The sequence below is a fragment of the Pelomonas sp. KK5 genome (assembly GCF_001984095.1).
GTDB lineage: Bacteria > Pseudomonadota > Gammaproteobacteria > Burkholderiales > Burkholderiaceae_C > KK5.
In genome coordinates, this window is the sequence record NZ_LYVQ01000153.1 from 1 (window position 1) to 15704 (window position 15704).

Here is a 15704-nt window from a genome sequence, read left to right on the forward strand (position 1 = left end):
CTGCCGCGCCGGCGGCCGTGCGGGCCTGCACGCCGTTGCCGCCGGCCAGCGTCTGCATCAGCACCAGCGGCAGCGAGGCGTGGAGCTGGCCGTCGATCACCGAGAGCAGCGGCGCGCGGCGGGCGATGCCGTCGGCATCGTGGGGCACGTTGAGAAAGCCGGCGCCGGAGGCGGCCTGCTGCAGCCGCGGCAGGTTGGCGCCATAGCCGCGCCAGTGCGGCAGGGCGGCGGCCTGCGCTGTGCCGAACTCATCGACGCTGGCCAGCGGGGCGGGCAGCTCGCCGCTGGCGACGGTGCCTTCCGCATTGGAGCCGTGGAAGCCCAGCACGACCGGATGCCGGCCCAGCACCTCGGCCAGGCGGCCGTCGTGGTCCAGCGCGGGGCGCAGGCGCTCGAGCTGGGTGGCGAAGGCGGCGTCGTCGGAGAGGGGCCCGCGCGCCAGCGTCTCGAGGCTGGCCAGGCCCGAGCTGTCGTCGGGCTCGGCCAGGATCATGTCCACGCCGGCCAGCAGCGCGCCCTCGCGCACGAACATCGCGTCGAGCAGCTCGGCCAGCTGGCTGCGCTTCCAGGGCCAGCGGCCGAGGGCGGCCAGCGAGCGCTCGTCGATGTCGACGATGACGATGCGATGGTCGCGCTCGTCCGGCGCGGTCAGGCGCAGGCGCAGGTCGAACAGCTGGCGCTCGATCGCGGCCAGGCCCGGCAGCTCCCGGTGGCCGGTGGCGTGGCCCAGCAGCGCCGCGGTCAGCAGCAGCGGCAGGACCCAGCGCAGCAGCTTCTCAGCGAAGCTTGATTTCGACACGGCGGTTGCGGGCTTCAGCGGTCTGCGGCGGCACCTGCACGAGGGGCTCGCGCATGCCGCGGGCCTGCACGCTGATGCGCTCGCGCGCCACGCCCCGGGCGACCAGTTGATCCGCCACCACGGTGGCGCGGTCCAGCGCGAGCTGGTCGTTGGCATCGTCGCTGCCGACGTTGTCGGTATGGCCGATCACGACCAGTTCGCCGGCCGGCTGCGCGGCCAGCGACTCGCGCACCTGGTCCAGCACCGGCAGGGTCTCGGGCGTCAGGGTGTTGGCGTTGGCGAGGAAGTTGACGATGAAGGAGCGGGCCATCGGCGGCTGGATGTCCAGCAGGCTGCGGAAGTCGCGCTGCACCGTCTCGGCCGAGCTGGAGCCTGGCTGCAGCGTGGCCGTGCCGCGTGGCGCCAGGGACTGGGCATAGGGCTCGTGCAGGCGCAGCTGCTGCGCGCCGCGCTGCACCAGCAGGGCGCCGGTGGCGCGGCCCTCGCTGCCGGGCAGCAGGATCACGCGCTCGCGCGGCGCGCAGCAGGCCTGCAGGAGCAGCAGCAGGAGTACCGCTGCCAGCGCCCTCACAGCGCGGCCTCGGCGGCGCCGGCCGGGACCTCGACGATGAAGTCGGTGCCGCGCACGCCCAGCACGGTGCTGGGTGTCCTGAAGTTGACCTTCTCGGGCGCCTTCTTCGCGATCAGCCCGGTCACGACATGCAGGCTGCCCTGCGAGAGGGTGGCCAGCATGCCGCCCTCGTGGGTGCGGGTGTCGAAGCGGAACTCGTTGATCAGCAGCCGGCTGCCCTTGCCGGCGCTGAGCAGGGTGTCGTCGGCGAGGGTGACGCCGACCAGGCCGTCCGCGCCGGTGCGGATGCGGTCGCCGGTTTGCAGCGGCATGCCCGGCGTGACCGGCAGGGTCTTGCCGGCGCGGTCCAGCAGCACGGTGCCGGTGACACGCTTGACGCGGCCGATCGGTGGCTCGTCGGCGGCGTGGGTGATGAAGGGGTGAAGAGCAAGGACGACAGCGCCCAGGACAGCGGCGATTCGCATCGGGAGACTCCAGCAGCAAGGACAGCTGCAACAACGTGCTGGAGCGAGTCTAGGTGCAGCCGGCGTGCCTCCCTAGTCGTAAATCTGCCCGTCCCTTCAAGTGGGGGAGCGCAACCACAAAAGTGCGAACCATTCACGCTCGTCCGTCCAGGCCGGGCCGGCGCTGAAGCCCGCCTTCGCGGCCAGCGCCTGGAAGCCGGCGATGCTGTACTTGTGCGAGTGCTCGGTGTGCAGGGTCTCGCCGGCGGCGAACTCGTAGACGCTGCCGCCGAGGGTCAGGTGTTGCCTGCGGCGCGACAGCAGGTGCATCTCGATGCGCTGCTGCGGCGCGTTGTAGAAGGCGCTGTGGCTGAAACCGTCGGGCTCGAACTCGGCGCCCAGCTCGCGGCGCGCGCGTTCGAGCAGGTTCAGGTTGAAGGCGGCGGTGACGCCGGCGGCGTCGTTGTAGGCCGCATGCAGCACCGCCGGGTCCTTGACCAGGTCGATGCCGATCAGCAGCCCGCCGCCGCGCAGCTCCTGCGCCGCCATGGCGAGGAAGTCCTGCGCCTCCGCGGGCGTGAAGTTGCCGATGCTGGAGCCGGGGAAGAAGCCGACGCGGCGGCCGTCCGCCGGGCGTGCCGGCAGGTCGTGCGGCTGGGTGAAGTCGGCCACCACCGGGGTGATCGCCAGCGCCGGGTGATCCTGCGCCAGCTCCGCGCAGGCGGCCAGCAGGTGGGTGCCGGAGATGTCCACCGGCACGAAGGAATGGGGCCGCTCAAGCTTGTCCAGCAGCAGACGCACCTTGCGCAGCGCGCCGGCGCCGTACTCGACCAGCTGGGCGCGCGGGCCGATGCAGTCGGCCATCTCGCGGGCATGGCGCTGCAGCAGCGCGAGCTCGGTGCGGGTCGGGTAGTACTCGGGCAGCTCGCAGATCTGCTCGAACAGGTGCGAGCCGATCTCGTCGTAGAAGTACTTGGGCGAGATGCTGCGAGGGCGGCGGCTCAGCGCGGCGTGGAGATCGGCGGCGAACTGCTGGCGGGCGGATATCGGCATATTCATTGGATTTCCCTTGCAAGCCGGAGGCCGCTGAACTGCCAGCGCGCGGCCGGCGGGAAGAAGTTGCGATAGCTGGGTCGCGCATGGCCCGGCGGGGTGGCGAGGCTGCCGCCGCGCAGCACCAACTGGCCGACCATGAACTTGCCGTTGTACTCGCCCACGGCACCCGCCATCGGCTTGAAGCCGGGATAGGGGTGATAGGCGGAACGGGTCCACTGCCAGGCCTGGTCGCTGCATGGGGCGAAATCCGGCAAGGCGCATGCCGCCTCCCACTCGAACTCGGTGGGCAGCCGGGCGCCGGCCCACTCGGCATAGGCGGCGGCCTCGTAGAAGCTCAGCTGGGTGACCGGGGCGGACGGGTCCAGCGGCTGCACGCCGTGCAGGCCGAAGACCTGCCACTGCTCGGAAGGCGCGCGCGGGTCGCCGGGCGCGAGCCAGTAGGCCGGATGCTGCCAGCCCTGCGCCTGGGCCAGCGCCCAGCCGTCGGACAGCCACAGGCCCGGCCGCCGGTAGCCGCCGTCGGCGATGAAGTCGGCGAAGTCGCCGCAGCTCACCAACCGCTCGGCGATCTCGAAGGGCTGCAGCAGGACCGTGTGGCGAGGGCCTTCGTTGTCGAAGGCGAAGCCGGCGCCCGCATGGCCGACCTGGGCCTCGCCGCCGCCGTGCGCCAGCCAGCGCAGCGGCTTCTCGACGCCCGGCCGCGGCGCCTCGGTCCGGTAGGCCGGCAGCAGCGGGTTGCAGGAGAAGGCGTGCAGGATGTCGGTCAGCAGCAGCTCCTGGTGCTGCTGCTCATGCTGCAGGCCCAGCTCCACCATGGAGGCGAGGGTCAGGTCTTGCCTGGCCTCGGCGCTTCCCAGCAGGTCCTGCATCGCCGCGTCCACATGGCGGCGGTAGGCCAGCACTTCGTCCAGCCCGGGCCGGCTCAGCAGCCCGCGCTGCGGCCGCGGGTGGCGCGGGCCCAGCGCCTCGTAGTAGGAGTTGAACAGGTACTGGAAGCGCGGGTTGAACGGCCGGTAGCCGCTCAGCCGCGGGATCAGCAGCAGGGTCTCGAAGAACCAGGTCGTGTGGGCCTGGTGCCACTTCGCCGGGCTGGCGTCGGGCATCGACTGCAGGGACTGGTCTTCGGCCGACAGCGGCGCCGCCAGGGCCTCGGTGTGCGCCCGTACGGCGCGGTAGCGGTTGGCATCCATGCGCCAACGGTAGCGGAAATTGCCGACACGCGTTTGTCAGCAGGCGCCGCGACCTGCGCTGAAACTGGAAGTTAGCGTGGCGCGCTGGCCGCGGAGGGTACTTCCTGGGGCGTCGTGACGGTCACGGTGCTCTCGCCACGGACCGAGCCGTAGGCCGAGCGTTCGACCACGTCCAGCAGCTTGGCCGTCATCACGTTGAGCGGGATCTGGTCGCCCACGTCGATCTGCGTGGCGGTCGGGTCGGCGTACTTGGTGCTGCCGAACATGCGCTGGCGGCCGGTCACTTCCAGCGTCTTGGCGTCGAAGGTGACGCGCTGGATGTAGAGGTAGGGCGCGATGTAGACGTCGGAATAGCCGATATTGCCGGTGTTGGGGTCGACGGTGCGCAGGTCGGCGCGCTTGTCGGAGACGGCGTCCATCTCGATATTGCCGTTCTCGTTCATCACCACCTTATTGTTCTTCAGCGGCTGGACGTAGAAGCCCACGCCGGAAAGCTTGCGGCCCAGGCCCTTGACGCTCTCGTAGAAGTAGCTGGGCACGACCGCCTCGATGCGGTCCCAGTTGGCGCGCTCGGGCACGTTCTTCAGGTAGGACTTCAGCGCCTCCAGCACCAGGGCCTCGCGCTCGGCGCCGGAGACCTTCATCAGCCGGTCGGCCAGCTCCGGCGGGGAGCTCCAGGCCAGCATCACGCGGGTCGATTGCGGCTCGCCCTCGGCGACGGCGCGGTCCAGGCCCTTGAGCACGGCCAGGTTCAGCGCCTGCCCGTTGACGGCCATGGTCTTGCGGCTGAAGGGCTCGCGGTTGCTGCCCACGCTCTCGCGCTGGCGCACGACGTCGATCTGGTCGCCGACGGCGGCCACCAGGGCCACGACCTGCGGCTTGACGACCGCGGGCGCCTGGGCGTGGACAGCGACCGCGGCGGCCGCGAGGCTCAGGGACAGCAGGGCAGTGGTGGCAAGTCGGCGCATCGGTCCGGTCTCCTCTCCTGAATGACCAACGTTCTCTTTCTCGGTTCGGGATGTTACGCAGCTTCGAACCAGCGTTTCAGCGCTTTGCACAGCAGCAACCCGATCGCGATGCCGATGGCGTCGGCCAGCAGGTCGCGCCAGTCGCCCTCCCGTGGCGGCAGCTGCGTCTGGATCAGCTCGATCATGCCGCCGTAGACCAGCAGTGCCAGTGCCAAAGGCCATGCCCGCCGCTGCGGCCAGGCCCAACGCCCGCTGAGCACCAGCGCGGCGAAGGCGCTGAAATGGTTGGCCTTGTCCCAGCCCAGGTCGGCCTGGGGCGGGGGCGCAGGAATCAGCGCCAGCCAGGTGATCACGGCCAGCAGGACGAGGAAGGGCAGGGCGCGCAGCTGTTTCATGGGCGGCATTGTCGGCTGCGGATTTGGGCGCATTGCGCCCATGACGCGACGCTGCGGTGATGACGAATGGCCGGCAGCGCGGGCGTCGGCTACCCTTGCGCCCTTTCAAATCGAGCACATCAACGCGATGATGAAGAAATCCCTGCTGCTGGCCGCCGCGCTGGCGCTGCCCACGGGCCATACCCTGGCTCAATCCCACGAGAACCCCTTCCTCAAGCCCAGCCCGCTCGCGCTGCACTACCCGCAGTTCGACAAGATCCAGGACACGGACTTCGCGCCGGCGCTGGACCAGGGCATGGCCGAGCAACTGGCCGAGGTGAAGGTGATCGCCGAGAACCCGGCCGCGCCGAGCTTCGACAACACCATCGTCGCGCTGGAGAAGTCCGGCCAGGTGCTGAGCCGCGCGAGCACCGTGCTGTTCAGCCTGCTGGGCGCCGATTCCAACCCGGCCCGCCAGAAGGTGCAGAGCGACTACGCCGCCAAGCTGGCCGCCCACCGCGACGCGATCAGCCTGAACGACAAGCTGTTCGCCCGTATCGACTCGCTCTACCAGCAGCGCGACAAGCTGGGCCTGCAGCCCGACGCGGTGCGCCTGATCGAGCGCTACCGCCTGAACTTCGTGCGCGCCGGCGCCCAGCTGAACGCGGCGCAGAAGGAGCGGATGAAGGCGATCAACGCCGAACTGGCCGGCCTGTCCGCCAAGTTCACGACCGAGGTGCTGGCCGAGGTGAACGACTCGGCCGTCGTCGTCGACAGCAAGGCCGAGTTGGCCGGCTTCAGCGACGAGCAGATCGCCGGCGCAGCCGCCGCTGCCAAGGCCCGCGGCCTGCCCGAAGGCAAGTACCTGATCGCGCTGCTCAACACCACCGGCCAGCCGCCGCTGGCGCAGCTGGAGAACCGGGCGTTGCGCGAGCGCATCTTCAAGGCCTCGATCGCCCGCGGCAGCCGCGGCAACGCGCACGACACGACCGGCATCGTCGCCCGCACGATGGCGTTGCGGGCCGAGCGCGCCCAGCTGCTGGGCTTTGCCACCTACGCCGACTTCGCGCTGAGCGACCAGACCGCGAAGAACAAGGAAGCGGTCAACAAGCTGCTGCGCCAGCTGGCTCCAGCCGCCGTGGCCACCGCGCGCCGCGAGGGCGCCGAGATGCAGAAGCTGATCGATGCCGAGCAGGCCGCCAAGAAGGCCCCGGCCTTCAAGCTCGCCGCCTGGGACTGGGCCTTCTACAGCGAGAAGGTGCGTGCCGCCAAGTTCGGCTTCGACGAGTCGCAGCTGAAGCCCTACCTCGAGCTGAACAACGTGCTGGAGAACGGCGTGTTCTACGCCGCCAACCAGCTCTACGGCCTCACGTTCAAGCGCCGTACCGACCTGCCGCTGTACCACCCGGACATCAAGGTCTACGACGTCTTCAACGCCGACGGCACGCAGCTCGCGATCTTCATCGCCGACATGTACGCCCGCCCGAGCAAGCGCGGCGGCGCCTGGATGAACGCCTACGTGAGCCAGAGCGCGCTGCTGGGCGAGCTGCCGGTGGTGGCCAACCACCTGAACATCCCCAAGCCGCCCGAAGGCAAGCCCACGCTGCTGACCTGGGACGAGGTGAACACGGCCTTCCACGAGTTCGGCCATGCGCTGCACGGCATGTTCTCCAACGTGCGCTACCCGAGCCAGGCCGGCACCGCGGTGCCGCGCGACTATGTCGAGTACCCCTCGCAGGTCAACGAGATGTGGGCCACCTGGCCGCAGGTGCTGAGCCATTACGCCAAGCACTACCAGACCGGCGAGGCGATGCCGCAGGCGCTGCTGGACAAGGTGATGGCGGGCAAGAAGTTCAACCAGGGCTTCATGACCACCGAGTACCTCAGCGCCTCGATGCTGGACCAGCGCTGGCACCAGATCGCCGCCGGCCAGGTGCCGACGGGCGAGCAGGCCATGGCCTTCGAGGCCAAGGTGCTGAAGGAGGAAGGCTATGACTACGAGGCCGTCTGGCCGCGCTATCGCACGCCCTACTTCAGCCACGTGATGAGCGGCTACGCGGCCGGCTACTACGGCTACATCTGGGCCGAGGTGCTGGACGCCGACACCGTCGAATGGTTCAAGTCCCAGGGCGGCCTGAAGCGCGCCAACGGCGACACCTTCCGCGCCAAGCTGCTGTCGCGCGGCGGCAGCGAGGACGCGATGGAGATGTTCGGCAAGCTGGTCGGCCACGAGCCCGACATCGCGCCGCTGCTGGAGCGCCGCGGCATGGTGCTGACGAACAACAAGTGATGATGACGATCCCGATGAAGAACAAGATTTCGATCCTGGCCACGGCGGCGATGCTGGCCGTGCCCGCGCTGGCGGCGGTGCACGAGAACCCGCTGCTCAAGCCCAGCCCGCTGCCGCTGCACTACCCGCAGTTCGACAAGATCCGCGACAGCGACTTCGGCCCCGCCTTCGACAAGGGCATCGCCGAGCAGCGCCGCGAGGTCGAGGCGATCGCGTCCAGCAAGGCCGCGCCCACCTTCGACAACACGGTGCTGGCGCTGGAGAAATCCGGCCAGACGCTGCACCGCGCCGGCCTGGTCTTCTTCAACCTGCTGGGTGCCGATTCCAACCCGGCGCGCCAGAAGGTGGCGGCCGACTACGCCGAGAAGCTGGCGGCCCACAACGACGCGATCAACACCAATGCCCGCGTGTTCGCCCGTGTGGATGCGCTCTTCGAGAAGCGCGAGCAGCTGGGCCTCGATGCCGAGAGCCTGCACCTGCTGGAGCGCTGGCACCGCGACATGCTGCGCGCCGGGGTCAAGCTGAGCGCCGCGCAGAAGAAGCGCATGGTGGCGATCAACGGCGAGCTGGCCAGGCTGGAAACCGAGTTCACCAAGCGGGTGCTGGCCGAGGTCGACGCGTCAGCCATCGTCGTCGACAGCCGCGAGGAGCTGGACGGCCTGACCGACGAGCAGATCGCCGCCGCCGCCCACGCCGCCGAGGAGCACAAGCTGCCCAAGGGCAAGTACCGCATCGCGCTGCTGAACACCACCGACCAGCCGATGCTGTCCCAGCTGAAGAACCGCGCGCTGCGCGAGCGCCTGTTCAAGGCCTCGATCGCCCGCGGCAGCCGCGGCAATGCCGAGGACACGACCCCGCAGGTCGCCCGCGTGCTGGCGCTGCGCGCCGAGAAGGCCTCGCTGCTGGGCTACGCCACCTTCAGCGACTACTCGCTGGCGGAGGAGACCGCGAAGAACGTGCCCGCCGTCAACCGCATCCTCGACCAGGTGTCGCGCCCGGCCGTGGCCGCCGCGCGCCGCGAGGGCGAGGCCCTGCAGGCCCGCATCGACGCCACCGAGAAGCCTGCCTTCAAGCTCGAAGCCTGGGACTGGCAGTACGAGGCCGAGAAGCTGCGCGCCGAGAAGTACGGCTTCGACGAGTCGCAGCTCAAGCCCTACCTGGAGCTGAAGAACGTGATGGAGAACGGCGTGTTCTACGCCGCCAACCAGCTCTACGGCATCAGCTTCAAGCAGCGCACCGACCTGCCGGTCTACCAGAAGGACGTGCTCACCTACGACGTGTTCGACCGCGACGGCAAGCAGCTCGGCATCTTCATCGCCGACATGTATGCCCGCCCGAGCAAGAACGGCGGCGCCTGGATGAACAACTACGTGGACCAGAGCCACGTGTTCGGCGACATGCCCGTGGTGGCCAACCACCTGAACATTCCCAAGCCCGCGGCCGGCCAGCCGACGCTGCTGACCTGGGACGAGGTGACCACGGCCTTCCACGAGTTCGGTCATGCGCTGCACGGCTTCTTCTCCGACGTGAAGTACCAGACCTTCTCCGGCGCCAACACGCCGCGCGACTTCGTCGAGTACCCCTCGCAGGTCAACGAGATGTGGGCCAGCTGGCCGCAGGTGCTGCAGCACTACGCCAAGCACTGGCAGACCGGCGCGCCGATGCCCCAGGAGATGGTGGACAAGGTGATCGCCGCGAAGAAGTTCAACCAGGGCTTCACGACCGTCTCCTACATCAGCGCCGCGGTGCTGGACCAGCGCTGGCACCAGCTGCCGCTCGGCCAGCAGCCCAAGGCTGCCGAGGTGATGGCCGGCGAGGCGCGGCTGCTGAAGGACTCGGGCTTCGACTACGCGCCCGTGCCGCCGCGCTATCGCACCCCGTACTTCAGCCACTTCATGGGCGAGTACGCCTCCGGCTACTACGCCTACCTGTGGGCCGAGGTGCTGGACAGCAATACGGTCGAATGGTTCAAGGCCAACGGCGGGCTCAAGCGCGAGAACGGCGACGTGTTCCGCGCCAAGCTGCTGTCGCGCGGCGGCACCGAGGACGCGCTGGGCCTGTTCCGCAGCGTCGTCGGCCACGAGCCGGAGATCGGCCCGCTGCTGGACCGGCGAGGCATGGCGCTGGAGCCGGTGACGGCTGCGTCGAAGTAAGGGGTTAGCCTCGGTTCTGGGGCGCCGGTCAGCCTGCTAGGCTGGCGCCCCATGAACCGACTGCCCATTGCAATCCTTGTTCTTGCCTCCCTCGCCGGTTGCGCCAGCACCGAGCAGGAGCAGAAACCGACGGGCCAGGCAAGACCCGGCCCCACGGCCGCGGTCTCCCAGGCCGCGATGACACCGTTCAACGACCTGAACCTGGTGCGCGCCAAGATCCCCGATGCCTTGCTGTCCGCGAAGGCCGCGCCCTATGCGCTGCCGCCGGTGGCCGGCTGCGATGCGCTAAAGGCGGAGGTCGTGGCGCTGGACGCGGCGCTCGGCGCCGACCTCGACACGCCGCCCAGCGCAGCCAACCCCGGCCTGATCGAACGCGGCGGCGGCGAACTGGAGAACGCCGCCGGCGGCGCGCTGCGCGGCGCGGCCGAAGGCCTGATCCCCTTCCGCGGCTGGGTGCGCAAGCTCAGCGGGGCGGAGCGGGAGTCCAAGGAAGTGGCGGCGGCGATCGCTGCCGGGACCGTGCGGCGGGCCTTCCTGAAGGGTGTGGGGCTGGCGCAGCGCTGCGAGGCGCCGGCGGCGCCGCGCGCCCGCGGCTGAGCGTCACAACCCGCTGCTACCACCCCGCCCGCCTTCCTCCGAACAATCGTGCAACGCGCCCCGCCGGGGTGCGAGCCAACGGATGAGGAGACAAGCTCATGGCCAAGAAGATCCTGATGCTCTGCGGCGACTACGGCGAGGACTACGAGACGATGGTGCCCTTCCAGGCCCTGCTGGCGGTGGGGCACACGGTGCATGCGGTGGCGCCTGACAAGAAGGCCGGCGACTGGGTGCATACGGCGATCCACGACTTCGAGGGCGCCCAGACCTACAGCGAGAAGCCCGGCCACCGCTTCACGCTGAACGCCAATTTCGCTGATGTGAAGCCCGAGAGCTACGACGCGCTGGTCGTGCCCGGCGGCCGCGCGCCCGAGTACCTGCGGATGAATGCCCGCGTGCTCGAGATCACGAAGCACTTCCTCGCCGCCGACAAGCCGGTCGCGGCGATCTGCCACGGCGCGCAGCTGCTGGCGGCCACCGGGCTGATCAAGGGCAGGCGCGTGTCGGCCTATCCGGCCTGCCAGGTGGAGGTGGAACTGGCCGGCGCAGAATACGTGGGCATCGCGGTCGACCAGGCGGTCACCGACGGCAAGCTGGTGACGGCGCCGGCGTGGCCGGCGCATCCCGCCTGGATCGGCCAGTTCCTGACGGTGCTCGGAACCCGCATCGAGCACTGATTGACTGATCGCGTCGAGGAGGCAGGCCCATGTGCGAAGTGTTCATCAGCGCCGACCCGCAAAGCTACGAGAGCCGCACCCGCTCGGTGCGCCTGCACGGCGTGGTCACCAGCATCCGGCTGGAGAACCTGTTCTGGCAGGTGCTGGAGGAGATCGCCGAACGCGACGGCATGGGCGTCGTGCAGCTGATCGAGAAGCTCTACGACGAGCTGGTGGCGGCGCGTGGCGGCGTCGGCAACTTCGCCTCCTTCCTGCGCGTCAGCGCGCTGCGCTACGAGGCGATGCTGGCGCAGGGCCGTATCCCGGCGGATACGGCGGTGCCGATCCGATCGCTGGATGCGCGGGCCGTGCTTCACGCCCTGCCGCCGGGCTGGGCGCGAGCGGCGCCGCGCGTGACCGTCTAGGCTGCGAGGTAGTCGAGCTCGACGGTGCCCAGCGCCAGCGTCATGTCCGCGATGTAGTGCACCGCGGACTCGACCTTCAGCACCGGCAGGTCCGCCACCGGCGCGAGCGCGTGCGGATGCAGCTCCAGCGCGGCCGGGCCGGTCCAGGCGCCCTTCATCTGGATGTCGACCATGTGGTAGCGCACCAGCTCGCAGATGCGCGGCGTGCCGTCCACGTGCGGGATGACCTTGAGCAGGAAGTTCGGCTGCGCCAGGCCCGCCAGCAGCGGTGCGGTCTCCAGCGTGCGGTGCTTGAACCCCATCGTGGCCGTGGCGATGCGGACCTTGCCGTAGTCCAGCGTGCCGACGATGGTGTCGACCTCGTAGTCCAGCGTGGGCGAGGCGAGCTTCTTCGGGAAGCCCCACAACTCGCGCCCGCCGGCGATCGGCGGATGGTCGTTCAGGTACATCGCGTGCACGTAGGCGCCTGTCTCGGTGCTGCCGTCCGGCCGGCGCAGCTGCACCGGGATCACCTGGCCCGATTCGGTGTAGTCGCCGAAGCCGGTGGAGTCGGGCATGCGGATGAATTCGTACTTCACCAGCGGCTCGACGACTTCCAGCGGCTCGGGGACGACGGCGCGCAGCGCGTCCATGTCGGTGCGGTAGGTGATGATCACGAACTCGCGGTTGACGAAGCGGTACGGCCCGGGCGGGAAGGCCGGGCTGGTGGCCGGCATCGCGTAGGCCTTGCGCACATCTTCGATCTTCATCGTCAGGCTGCTCCTCTGGCAAATCAATGAGCGATGCCGGCTTGCCAAGGCCCGGCTCGGGCGTATGAACTAGATCGGCCGCTCCACCCGCTGATTCCCCGGGTCCGCCAGGTCGAAGGTCGTCACCCCGTTCGTCTGCACCTCGCTCCTCAGCGCCTCCGGATGCGCCAGCGTCTGCTCCATGTCGCGCAGCCCCGCGGCCCAGTGCTCGTCCACGGTGGCGCGCGAGAACTCGTAGTCCTTCGACTCGGTCTCGTAGGGCTTGTCGCGGTAGATCAGGTGGAAGATGTCGATCGGTGCGTGCGTGAGCTGCGCCTGCACGGCGGCCACGCTGGGGTCGTCGCGCAGCGCGGGCGGCAGCTTGTCGATCAGGTCGGCGATGGCCTGCTGCAGGTTCAGGTTGGCGGCCAGCGCGTCGGTGTTGCGGCGCGTGCGGCTGGAATAGGTGATGTCCTTCTGGCGCTCCATCACCTCGGACATCGTCGTCGGCAGCGGGCCGGCCGCGCTGAACAGGTCCACCTGCCAGACGAGCAGCGCCTCGGTGTGGGGCTGCGCGTCGAGCACGAACTGCAGCGGGGTGTTGGAGACGAGGCCGCCGTCCCAGTAGAGCCGCTCGTCCACCGGCACCGGCGGGAAGCCCGGCGGCAGCGCGCCGCTGGCCATGATGTGCTCGGGGCCGATGCGGGTGCTGCCGTTGTCGAAGACCTTGGCGTCGCCGCTGGCCACGTCCACCGCGCCCACGCTCAGCCGCAGGCCGTGGCGGGCGTCGTTCAGCCGGTCGAAGTCCACCAGCCGTTCCAGCGTCTCGCGCAGCGGCGCGGTGTCGTACCAGCTGGTCTGCGGCGCGGCCGCGCCCAGCAGCGCCAGCGGCGAGACCCGCGGGCGGAAGAAGCCGGGGATGCCCACCAGCGCGGCGGCATTCGCGCTCCACTGGTTCTGCAGCGCGCGGTCGCCGAACCACACCGGCAGGCGCTGCGCCGGCGCGCTGGAGACCAGCTCCCAGAACTCGCGCAGCCGCTGCACGCGCCGGCCCGGCGCATTGCCGGCGATCAGCGCCGCATTGATCGCGCCGATGGACACGCCGGCCACCCAGTCCGGCTGCTGGCCGGCGCGGCTCAGCGCCTCGTAGACGCCGGCCTGGTAGGAGCCCAGCGCGCCGCCGCCCTGCAGCACCAGCGCCTTGCGCGCATGGGTCAGCATGTTCACGCAGGGCCGCGCCGCCGGCGCCTGTGCCGAGGTCTTCGCCCGCCGCTGGCTCACTGCATGTTCCATCCGTGGCTGACGATCAGCGACTGGCCGGTCAGCGCATTGCTCGGGAAGGCCGCGAACAGCAAGGCCACGCGGGCGACGTCCTCGGTGGTGGTGAACTCGCCGTCCACCGTCTCCTTGAGCATCACCTTCTTCACCACGTCCTCCTCGCTGATGCCCAGCGTCTTGGCCTGCTCGGGGATCTGCTTCTCCACCAGCGGCGTGCGCACGAAGCCGGGGCAGATCACGTTGGCGCGCACGCCCTTCGTGCCGCCTTCCTTGGCAACCGTCTTCGCCAGGCCGATCAGGCCGTGCTTGGCGGTGACGTAGGGCGCCTTCAGCACCGAGGCCTCCTTCGAGTGCACGGAGCCCATGTAGATGATGCTGCCGCCGCGCCCTTGCGCGTACATGTGCTTCAGGCAGGCCTTGGTGGTGAGGAAGGCGCCATCGAGGTGGATGGCCAGCAGCTTCTTCCAGTCGGCGAAGGCGAATTCCTCGACCGGATGGACGATCTGGATGCCGGCGTTGCTGACGAGGATGTCCACGCCGCCGAACACGGCGACGGTGCGTTCGACGGCGGCATTGACCTGACCCTCGTCGGTCACGTCGACGGCCACGCCGATGGCCCGCGAGCCATCGGGCGAGAGTTCCCTGGCGGTGGCCTCGGCCGCGGCCTGGTTCAGGTCGGCGATGACGATCTTGGCGCCTTCCTGGGCGTAGAGCGTGGCGATTTCCTTGCCGATGCCGCTGGCGGCGCCGGTGACGAAGGCGACTTTGTCTTGAAGCTGGGGCATGTGCGGGACTCCTTCTGACGGTGATCGATCGGACCGATGCTGGCAGAACTTTGTGTCGCTCTGGTATCTGGGGGCATCACGCAAATTCCGCGCCGGCCCGGGTGGCCGGATTCACCATCCGTCGAATTCGATGGTTATGCTTGCCGCACCGGCTCCCTGAGAAGCCGGGCTACAGGAGACCCACATGGCTTCGTCGTTGACCATCGGGCGCAAGCTCACCCTGGGGTTCGGTGCGGTGCTGGCCTGCCTCGCGCTGGCCACCGTGATCGGCATCGTGCGGCTGCAGGACGTGGCCGCCCATACCCGCGAGATGATGGCCCAGCCGCTCGCGAAGGAGCGGATGCTGTCGGACTGGTACCGCAACGTCTACTCGGGCATCCGCCGCACCTCGGCCATCGCCAGGAGCAGCGATGCCTCGCTGGTGAAGTTCTTCGCCGAGGATGCGGCGGCGTCCACCAAGAGCTCGCAGGCGCTGGCCGAGAAGATCGATGCGCTGATCACCGAGCCCGACGAGAAGCGCCTCTTCGACGAACTGGCCCAGACCCGCAAGCGCTACGTGGCGGCGCGCGATGCGATCACCAAGCTGAAGGCCGACGGCAAGGACGACGAGGCGCTGAAGCAGCTGGACCAGGCCTTCGTGCCGGCCGCGCGCGACTACGAGCGGCTGATGCAGGCACTGCTGGACTACCAGCGCAAGGTGATCGACTCGACCGCGCAGGAGATCGATGCGATCGCCGCGCGCAGCCGCACGATGCTGATCGCGCTGGCGGTGGTCGTCATCGGCATCGGGGCGCTGGTGGCCTGGCGGATCAGCCTGGGCATCACGCGGCCGCTGGCCCATGCGGTGACCGCCGCGCGCCGCGTGGCCGACGGCGACCTGACCGGCCGCTTCGACGACACGCGCCTGGGCGAGGACGAGACCGGCCAGCTGCTGGCCGCGCTGCGCGACATGAACGGCAGCCTGGAGCGCATCGTCAGCGAGGTGCGCGAGGGCACCGACACGATGAGCACCGCCTCGGTGGAGATCGCCACCGGCACGACCGACCTCTCCAGCCGCACCGAGCAGCAGGCCAGCGCGCTGCAGCAGACGGCGGCGACGATGGAGCAGCTGACCGGCACAGTGCGCCAGAACGCCGACAACGCGGCCCAGGCCAGCCAGCTCGCGGCCTCGGCCTCCGAGGTGGCGAGCCGCGGCGGCACGGTGGTGGCCCAGGTGGTGGACACGATGGGCGCGATCAGCCAGGCCTCGCGCCGCGTCACCGACATCATCAGCGTGATCGAGGGCATCGCCTTCCAGACCAACATCCTCGCGCTCAATGCCGCCGTCGAGGCCGCGCGGGCGGGCGAGCAGGGGCGGGGCTTCGCGGTCGTGGCCGCCGAGGTGCGCACGC

16 protein-coding genes are annotated in these 15704 nt (G+C 69.7%); 6 read left to right on the top strand and 10 right to left on the bottom strand.

From position 1 onward, the window contains the following. From B0W88_RS21405 to B0W88_RS21435, 7 genes are all read right to left on the bottom strand, one after another. A partial coding sequence (locus B0W88_RS21405) for a CHASE2 domain-containing protein (protein ID WP_158080907.1) occupies positions 1 to 799 on the bottom strand: 799 nt, incomplete at its 3' end. Beyond that, positions 777 to 1370 (bottom strand): OmpA family protein, encoded by a 594-nt coding sequence (locus B0W88_RS21410; RefSeq protein ID WP_077036660.1) that lies wholly within the window; start codon positions 1368 to 1370, stop codon positions 777 to 779. The genes B0W88_RS21410 and B0W88_RS21405, both read right to left, overlap by 23 nt. Continuing rightward, positions 1367 to 1834, bottom strand: coding sequence for a FecR domain-containing protein (locus B0W88_RS21415; protein WP_077036661.1), 468 nt, complete (start codon positions 1832 to 1834; stop codon positions 1367 to 1369). Before B0W88_RS21415 ends, B0W88_RS21410 begins: the two co-directional genes overlap by 4 nt. Before the next feature lie 96 nt (positions 1835 to 1930). Next, positions 1931 to 2872, bottom strand: coding sequence for an L-histidine N(alpha)-methyltransferase (gene egtD, locus B0W88_RS21420; RefSeq protein WP_083748957.1), 942 nt, complete (start codon positions 2870 to 2872; stop codon positions 1931 to 1933). After that, positions 2869 to 4059 carry an ergothioneine biosynthesis protein EgtB gene (gene egtB / locus B0W88_RS21425; protein WP_077036663.1) on the bottom strand — a complete coding sequence of 397 codons (1191 nt, stop codon included), beginning with the start codon at positions 4057 to 4059 and terminating at the stop codon, positions 2869 to 2871. The genes egtD and egtB overlap by 4 nt, the downstream gene beginning before the upstream one ends. 71 nt (positions 4060 to 4130) lie before the next feature. Further along, positions 4131 to 5027, bottom strand: coding sequence for a hypothetical protein (locus B0W88_RS21430; RefSeq protein WP_077036664.1), 897 nt, complete (start codon positions 5025 to 5027; stop codon positions 4131 to 4133). Between the two features lie 53 nt (positions 5028 to 5080). Beyond that, on the bottom strand, positions 5081 to 5422 hold the full coding sequence (locus tag B0W88_RS21435; protein WP_077036665.1) for a VanZ family protein: 342 nt from the start codon (positions 5420 to 5422) through the stop codon (positions 5081 to 5083). Between the two features lie 127 nt (positions 5423 to 5549). On the opposite strand from B0W88_RS21435, the gene B0W88_RS21440 reads away from it, so the two are divergent. The 5 genes from B0W88_RS21440 (at position 5550) to B0W88_RS21460 (ending at position 11522) form a co-directional block, all read left to right on the top strand. After that, a complete protein-coding gene (locus B0W88_RS21440; RefSeq protein ID WP_198937898.1) occupies positions 5550 to 7691 on the top strand; it encodes a M3 family metallopeptidase in 2142 nt (713 codons plus the stop codon). Next, complete coding sequence (locus tag B0W88_RS21445; RefSeq protein ID WP_233151795.1) at positions 7691 to 9844, top strand: M3 family metallopeptidase; 2154 nt, start codon at positions 7691 to 7693, stop codon at positions 9842 to 9844. Before B0W88_RS21440 ends, B0W88_RS21445 begins: the two co-directional genes overlap by 1 nt. A gap of 51 nt (positions 9845 to 9895) precedes the next feature. Next, positions 9896 to 10441, top strand: a complete 546-nt coding sequence (locus B0W88_RS21450) for a hypothetical protein (RefSeq protein WP_198937899.1) — start codon at positions 9896 to 9898, stop codon at positions 10439 to 10441. Between the two features lie 98 nt (positions 10442 to 10539). Beyond that, a complete protein-coding gene (locus tag B0W88_RS21455; RefSeq protein ID WP_077036667.1) occupies positions 10540 to 11118 on the top strand; it encodes a DJ-1/PfpI family protein in 579 nt (192 codons plus the stop codon). Between the two features lie 29 nt (positions 11119 to 11147). Next, positions 11148 to 11522: a ribbon-helix-helix domain-containing protein gene (locus tag B0W88_RS21460; RefSeq protein WP_077036668.1), complete on the top strand. Its 375-nt coding sequence runs from the start codon at positions 11148 to 11150 to the stop codon at positions 11520 to 11522. Here B0W88_RS21460 and B0W88_RS21465 read toward each other — a convergent pair. The 3 genes from B0W88_RS21465 to B0W88_RS21475 form a co-directional block, all read right to left on the bottom strand. After that, positions 11519 to 12271: an acetoacetate decarboxylase gene (locus B0W88_RS21465; protein ID WP_077036669.1), complete on the bottom strand. Its 753-nt coding sequence runs from the start codon at positions 12269 to 12271 to the stop codon at positions 11519 to 11521. The two genes, B0W88_RS21460 and B0W88_RS21465, sit on opposite strands and share 4 nt — an antisense overlap. Positions 12272 to 12340: 69 nt before the next feature. Beyond that, positions 12341 to 13471, bottom strand: coding sequence for a patatin-like phospholipase family protein (locus B0W88_RS21470; RefSeq protein ID WP_077036674.1), 1131 nt, complete (start codon positions 13469 to 13471; stop codon positions 12341 to 12343). Positions 13472 to 13527: 56 nt separating this feature from the next. Further along, complete coding sequence (locus B0W88_RS21475) at positions 13528 to 14313, bottom strand: 3-hydroxybutyrate dehydrogenase (protein ID WP_077036670.1); 786 nt, start codon at positions 14311 to 14313, stop codon at positions 13528 to 13530. 184 nt (positions 14314 to 14497) lie between these two features. Here B0W88_RS21475 and B0W88_RS35220 point away from each other — a divergent pair. Next, on the top strand, positions 14498 to 15704 hold a 1207-nt coding region (locus tag B0W88_RS35220; RefSeq protein WP_077036671.1), incomplete at its 3' end, for a methyl-accepting chemotaxis protein.

Excerpts from the sequence above, each read along its gene's own strand:
- B0W88_RS21415 (WP_077036661.1), bottom strand. The coding sequence starts at position 1,834 with ATGCGAATCGCCGCTGTCCTGGGCGCTGTCGTCCTTGCTCTTCACCCC.
- egtD (WP_083748957.1), bottom strand. The coding sequence starts at position 2,872 with ATGAATATGCCGATATCCGCCCGCCAGCAGTTCGCCGCCGATCTCCAC.
- egtB (WP_077036663.1), bottom strand. The coding sequence starts at position 4,059 with ATGGATGCCAACCGCTACCGCGCCGTACGGGCGCACACCGAGGCCCTG.
- B0W88_RS21430 (WP_077036664.1), bottom strand. The coding sequence starts at position 5,027 with ATGCGCCGACTTGCCACCACTGCCCTGCTGTCCCTGAGCCTCGCGGCC.
- B0W88_RS21435 (WP_077036665.1), bottom strand. The coding sequence starts at position 5,422 with ATGAAACAGCTGCGCGCCCTGCCCTTCCTCGTCCTGCTGGCCGTGATC.
- B0W88_RS21440 (WP_198937898.1), top strand. The coding sequence starts at position 5,550 with ATGATGAAGAAATCCCTGCTGCTGGCCGCCGCGCTGGCGCTGCCCACG.
- B0W88_RS21445 (WP_233151795.1), top strand. The coding sequence starts at position 7,691 with ATGATGACGATCCCGATGAAGAACAAGATTTCGATCCTGGCCACGGCG.
- B0W88_RS21450 (WP_198937899.1), top strand. The coding sequence starts at position 9,896 with ATGAACCGACTGCCCATTGCAATCCTTGTTCTTGCCTCCCTCGCCGGT.
- B0W88_RS21455 (WP_077036667.1), top strand. The coding sequence starts at position 10,540 with ATGGCCAAGAAGATCCTGATGCTCTGCGGCGACTACGGCGAGGACTAC.
- B0W88_RS21460 (WP_077036668.1), top strand. The coding sequence starts at position 11,148 with ATGTGCGAAGTGTTCATCAGCGCCGACCCGCAAAGCTACGAGAGCCGC.
- B0W88_RS21465 (WP_077036669.1), bottom strand. The coding sequence starts at position 12,271 with ATGAAGATCGAAGATGTGCGCAAGGCCTACGCGATGCCGGCCACCAGC.
- B0W88_RS21470 (WP_077036674.1), bottom strand. The coding sequence starts at position 13,471 with ATGCTGACCCATGCGCGCAAGGCGCTGGTGCTGCAGGGCGGCGGCGCG.
- B0W88_RS21475 (WP_077036670.1), bottom strand. The coding sequence starts at position 14,313 with ATGCCCCAGCTTCAAGACAAAGTCGCCTTCGTCACCGGCGCCGCCAGC.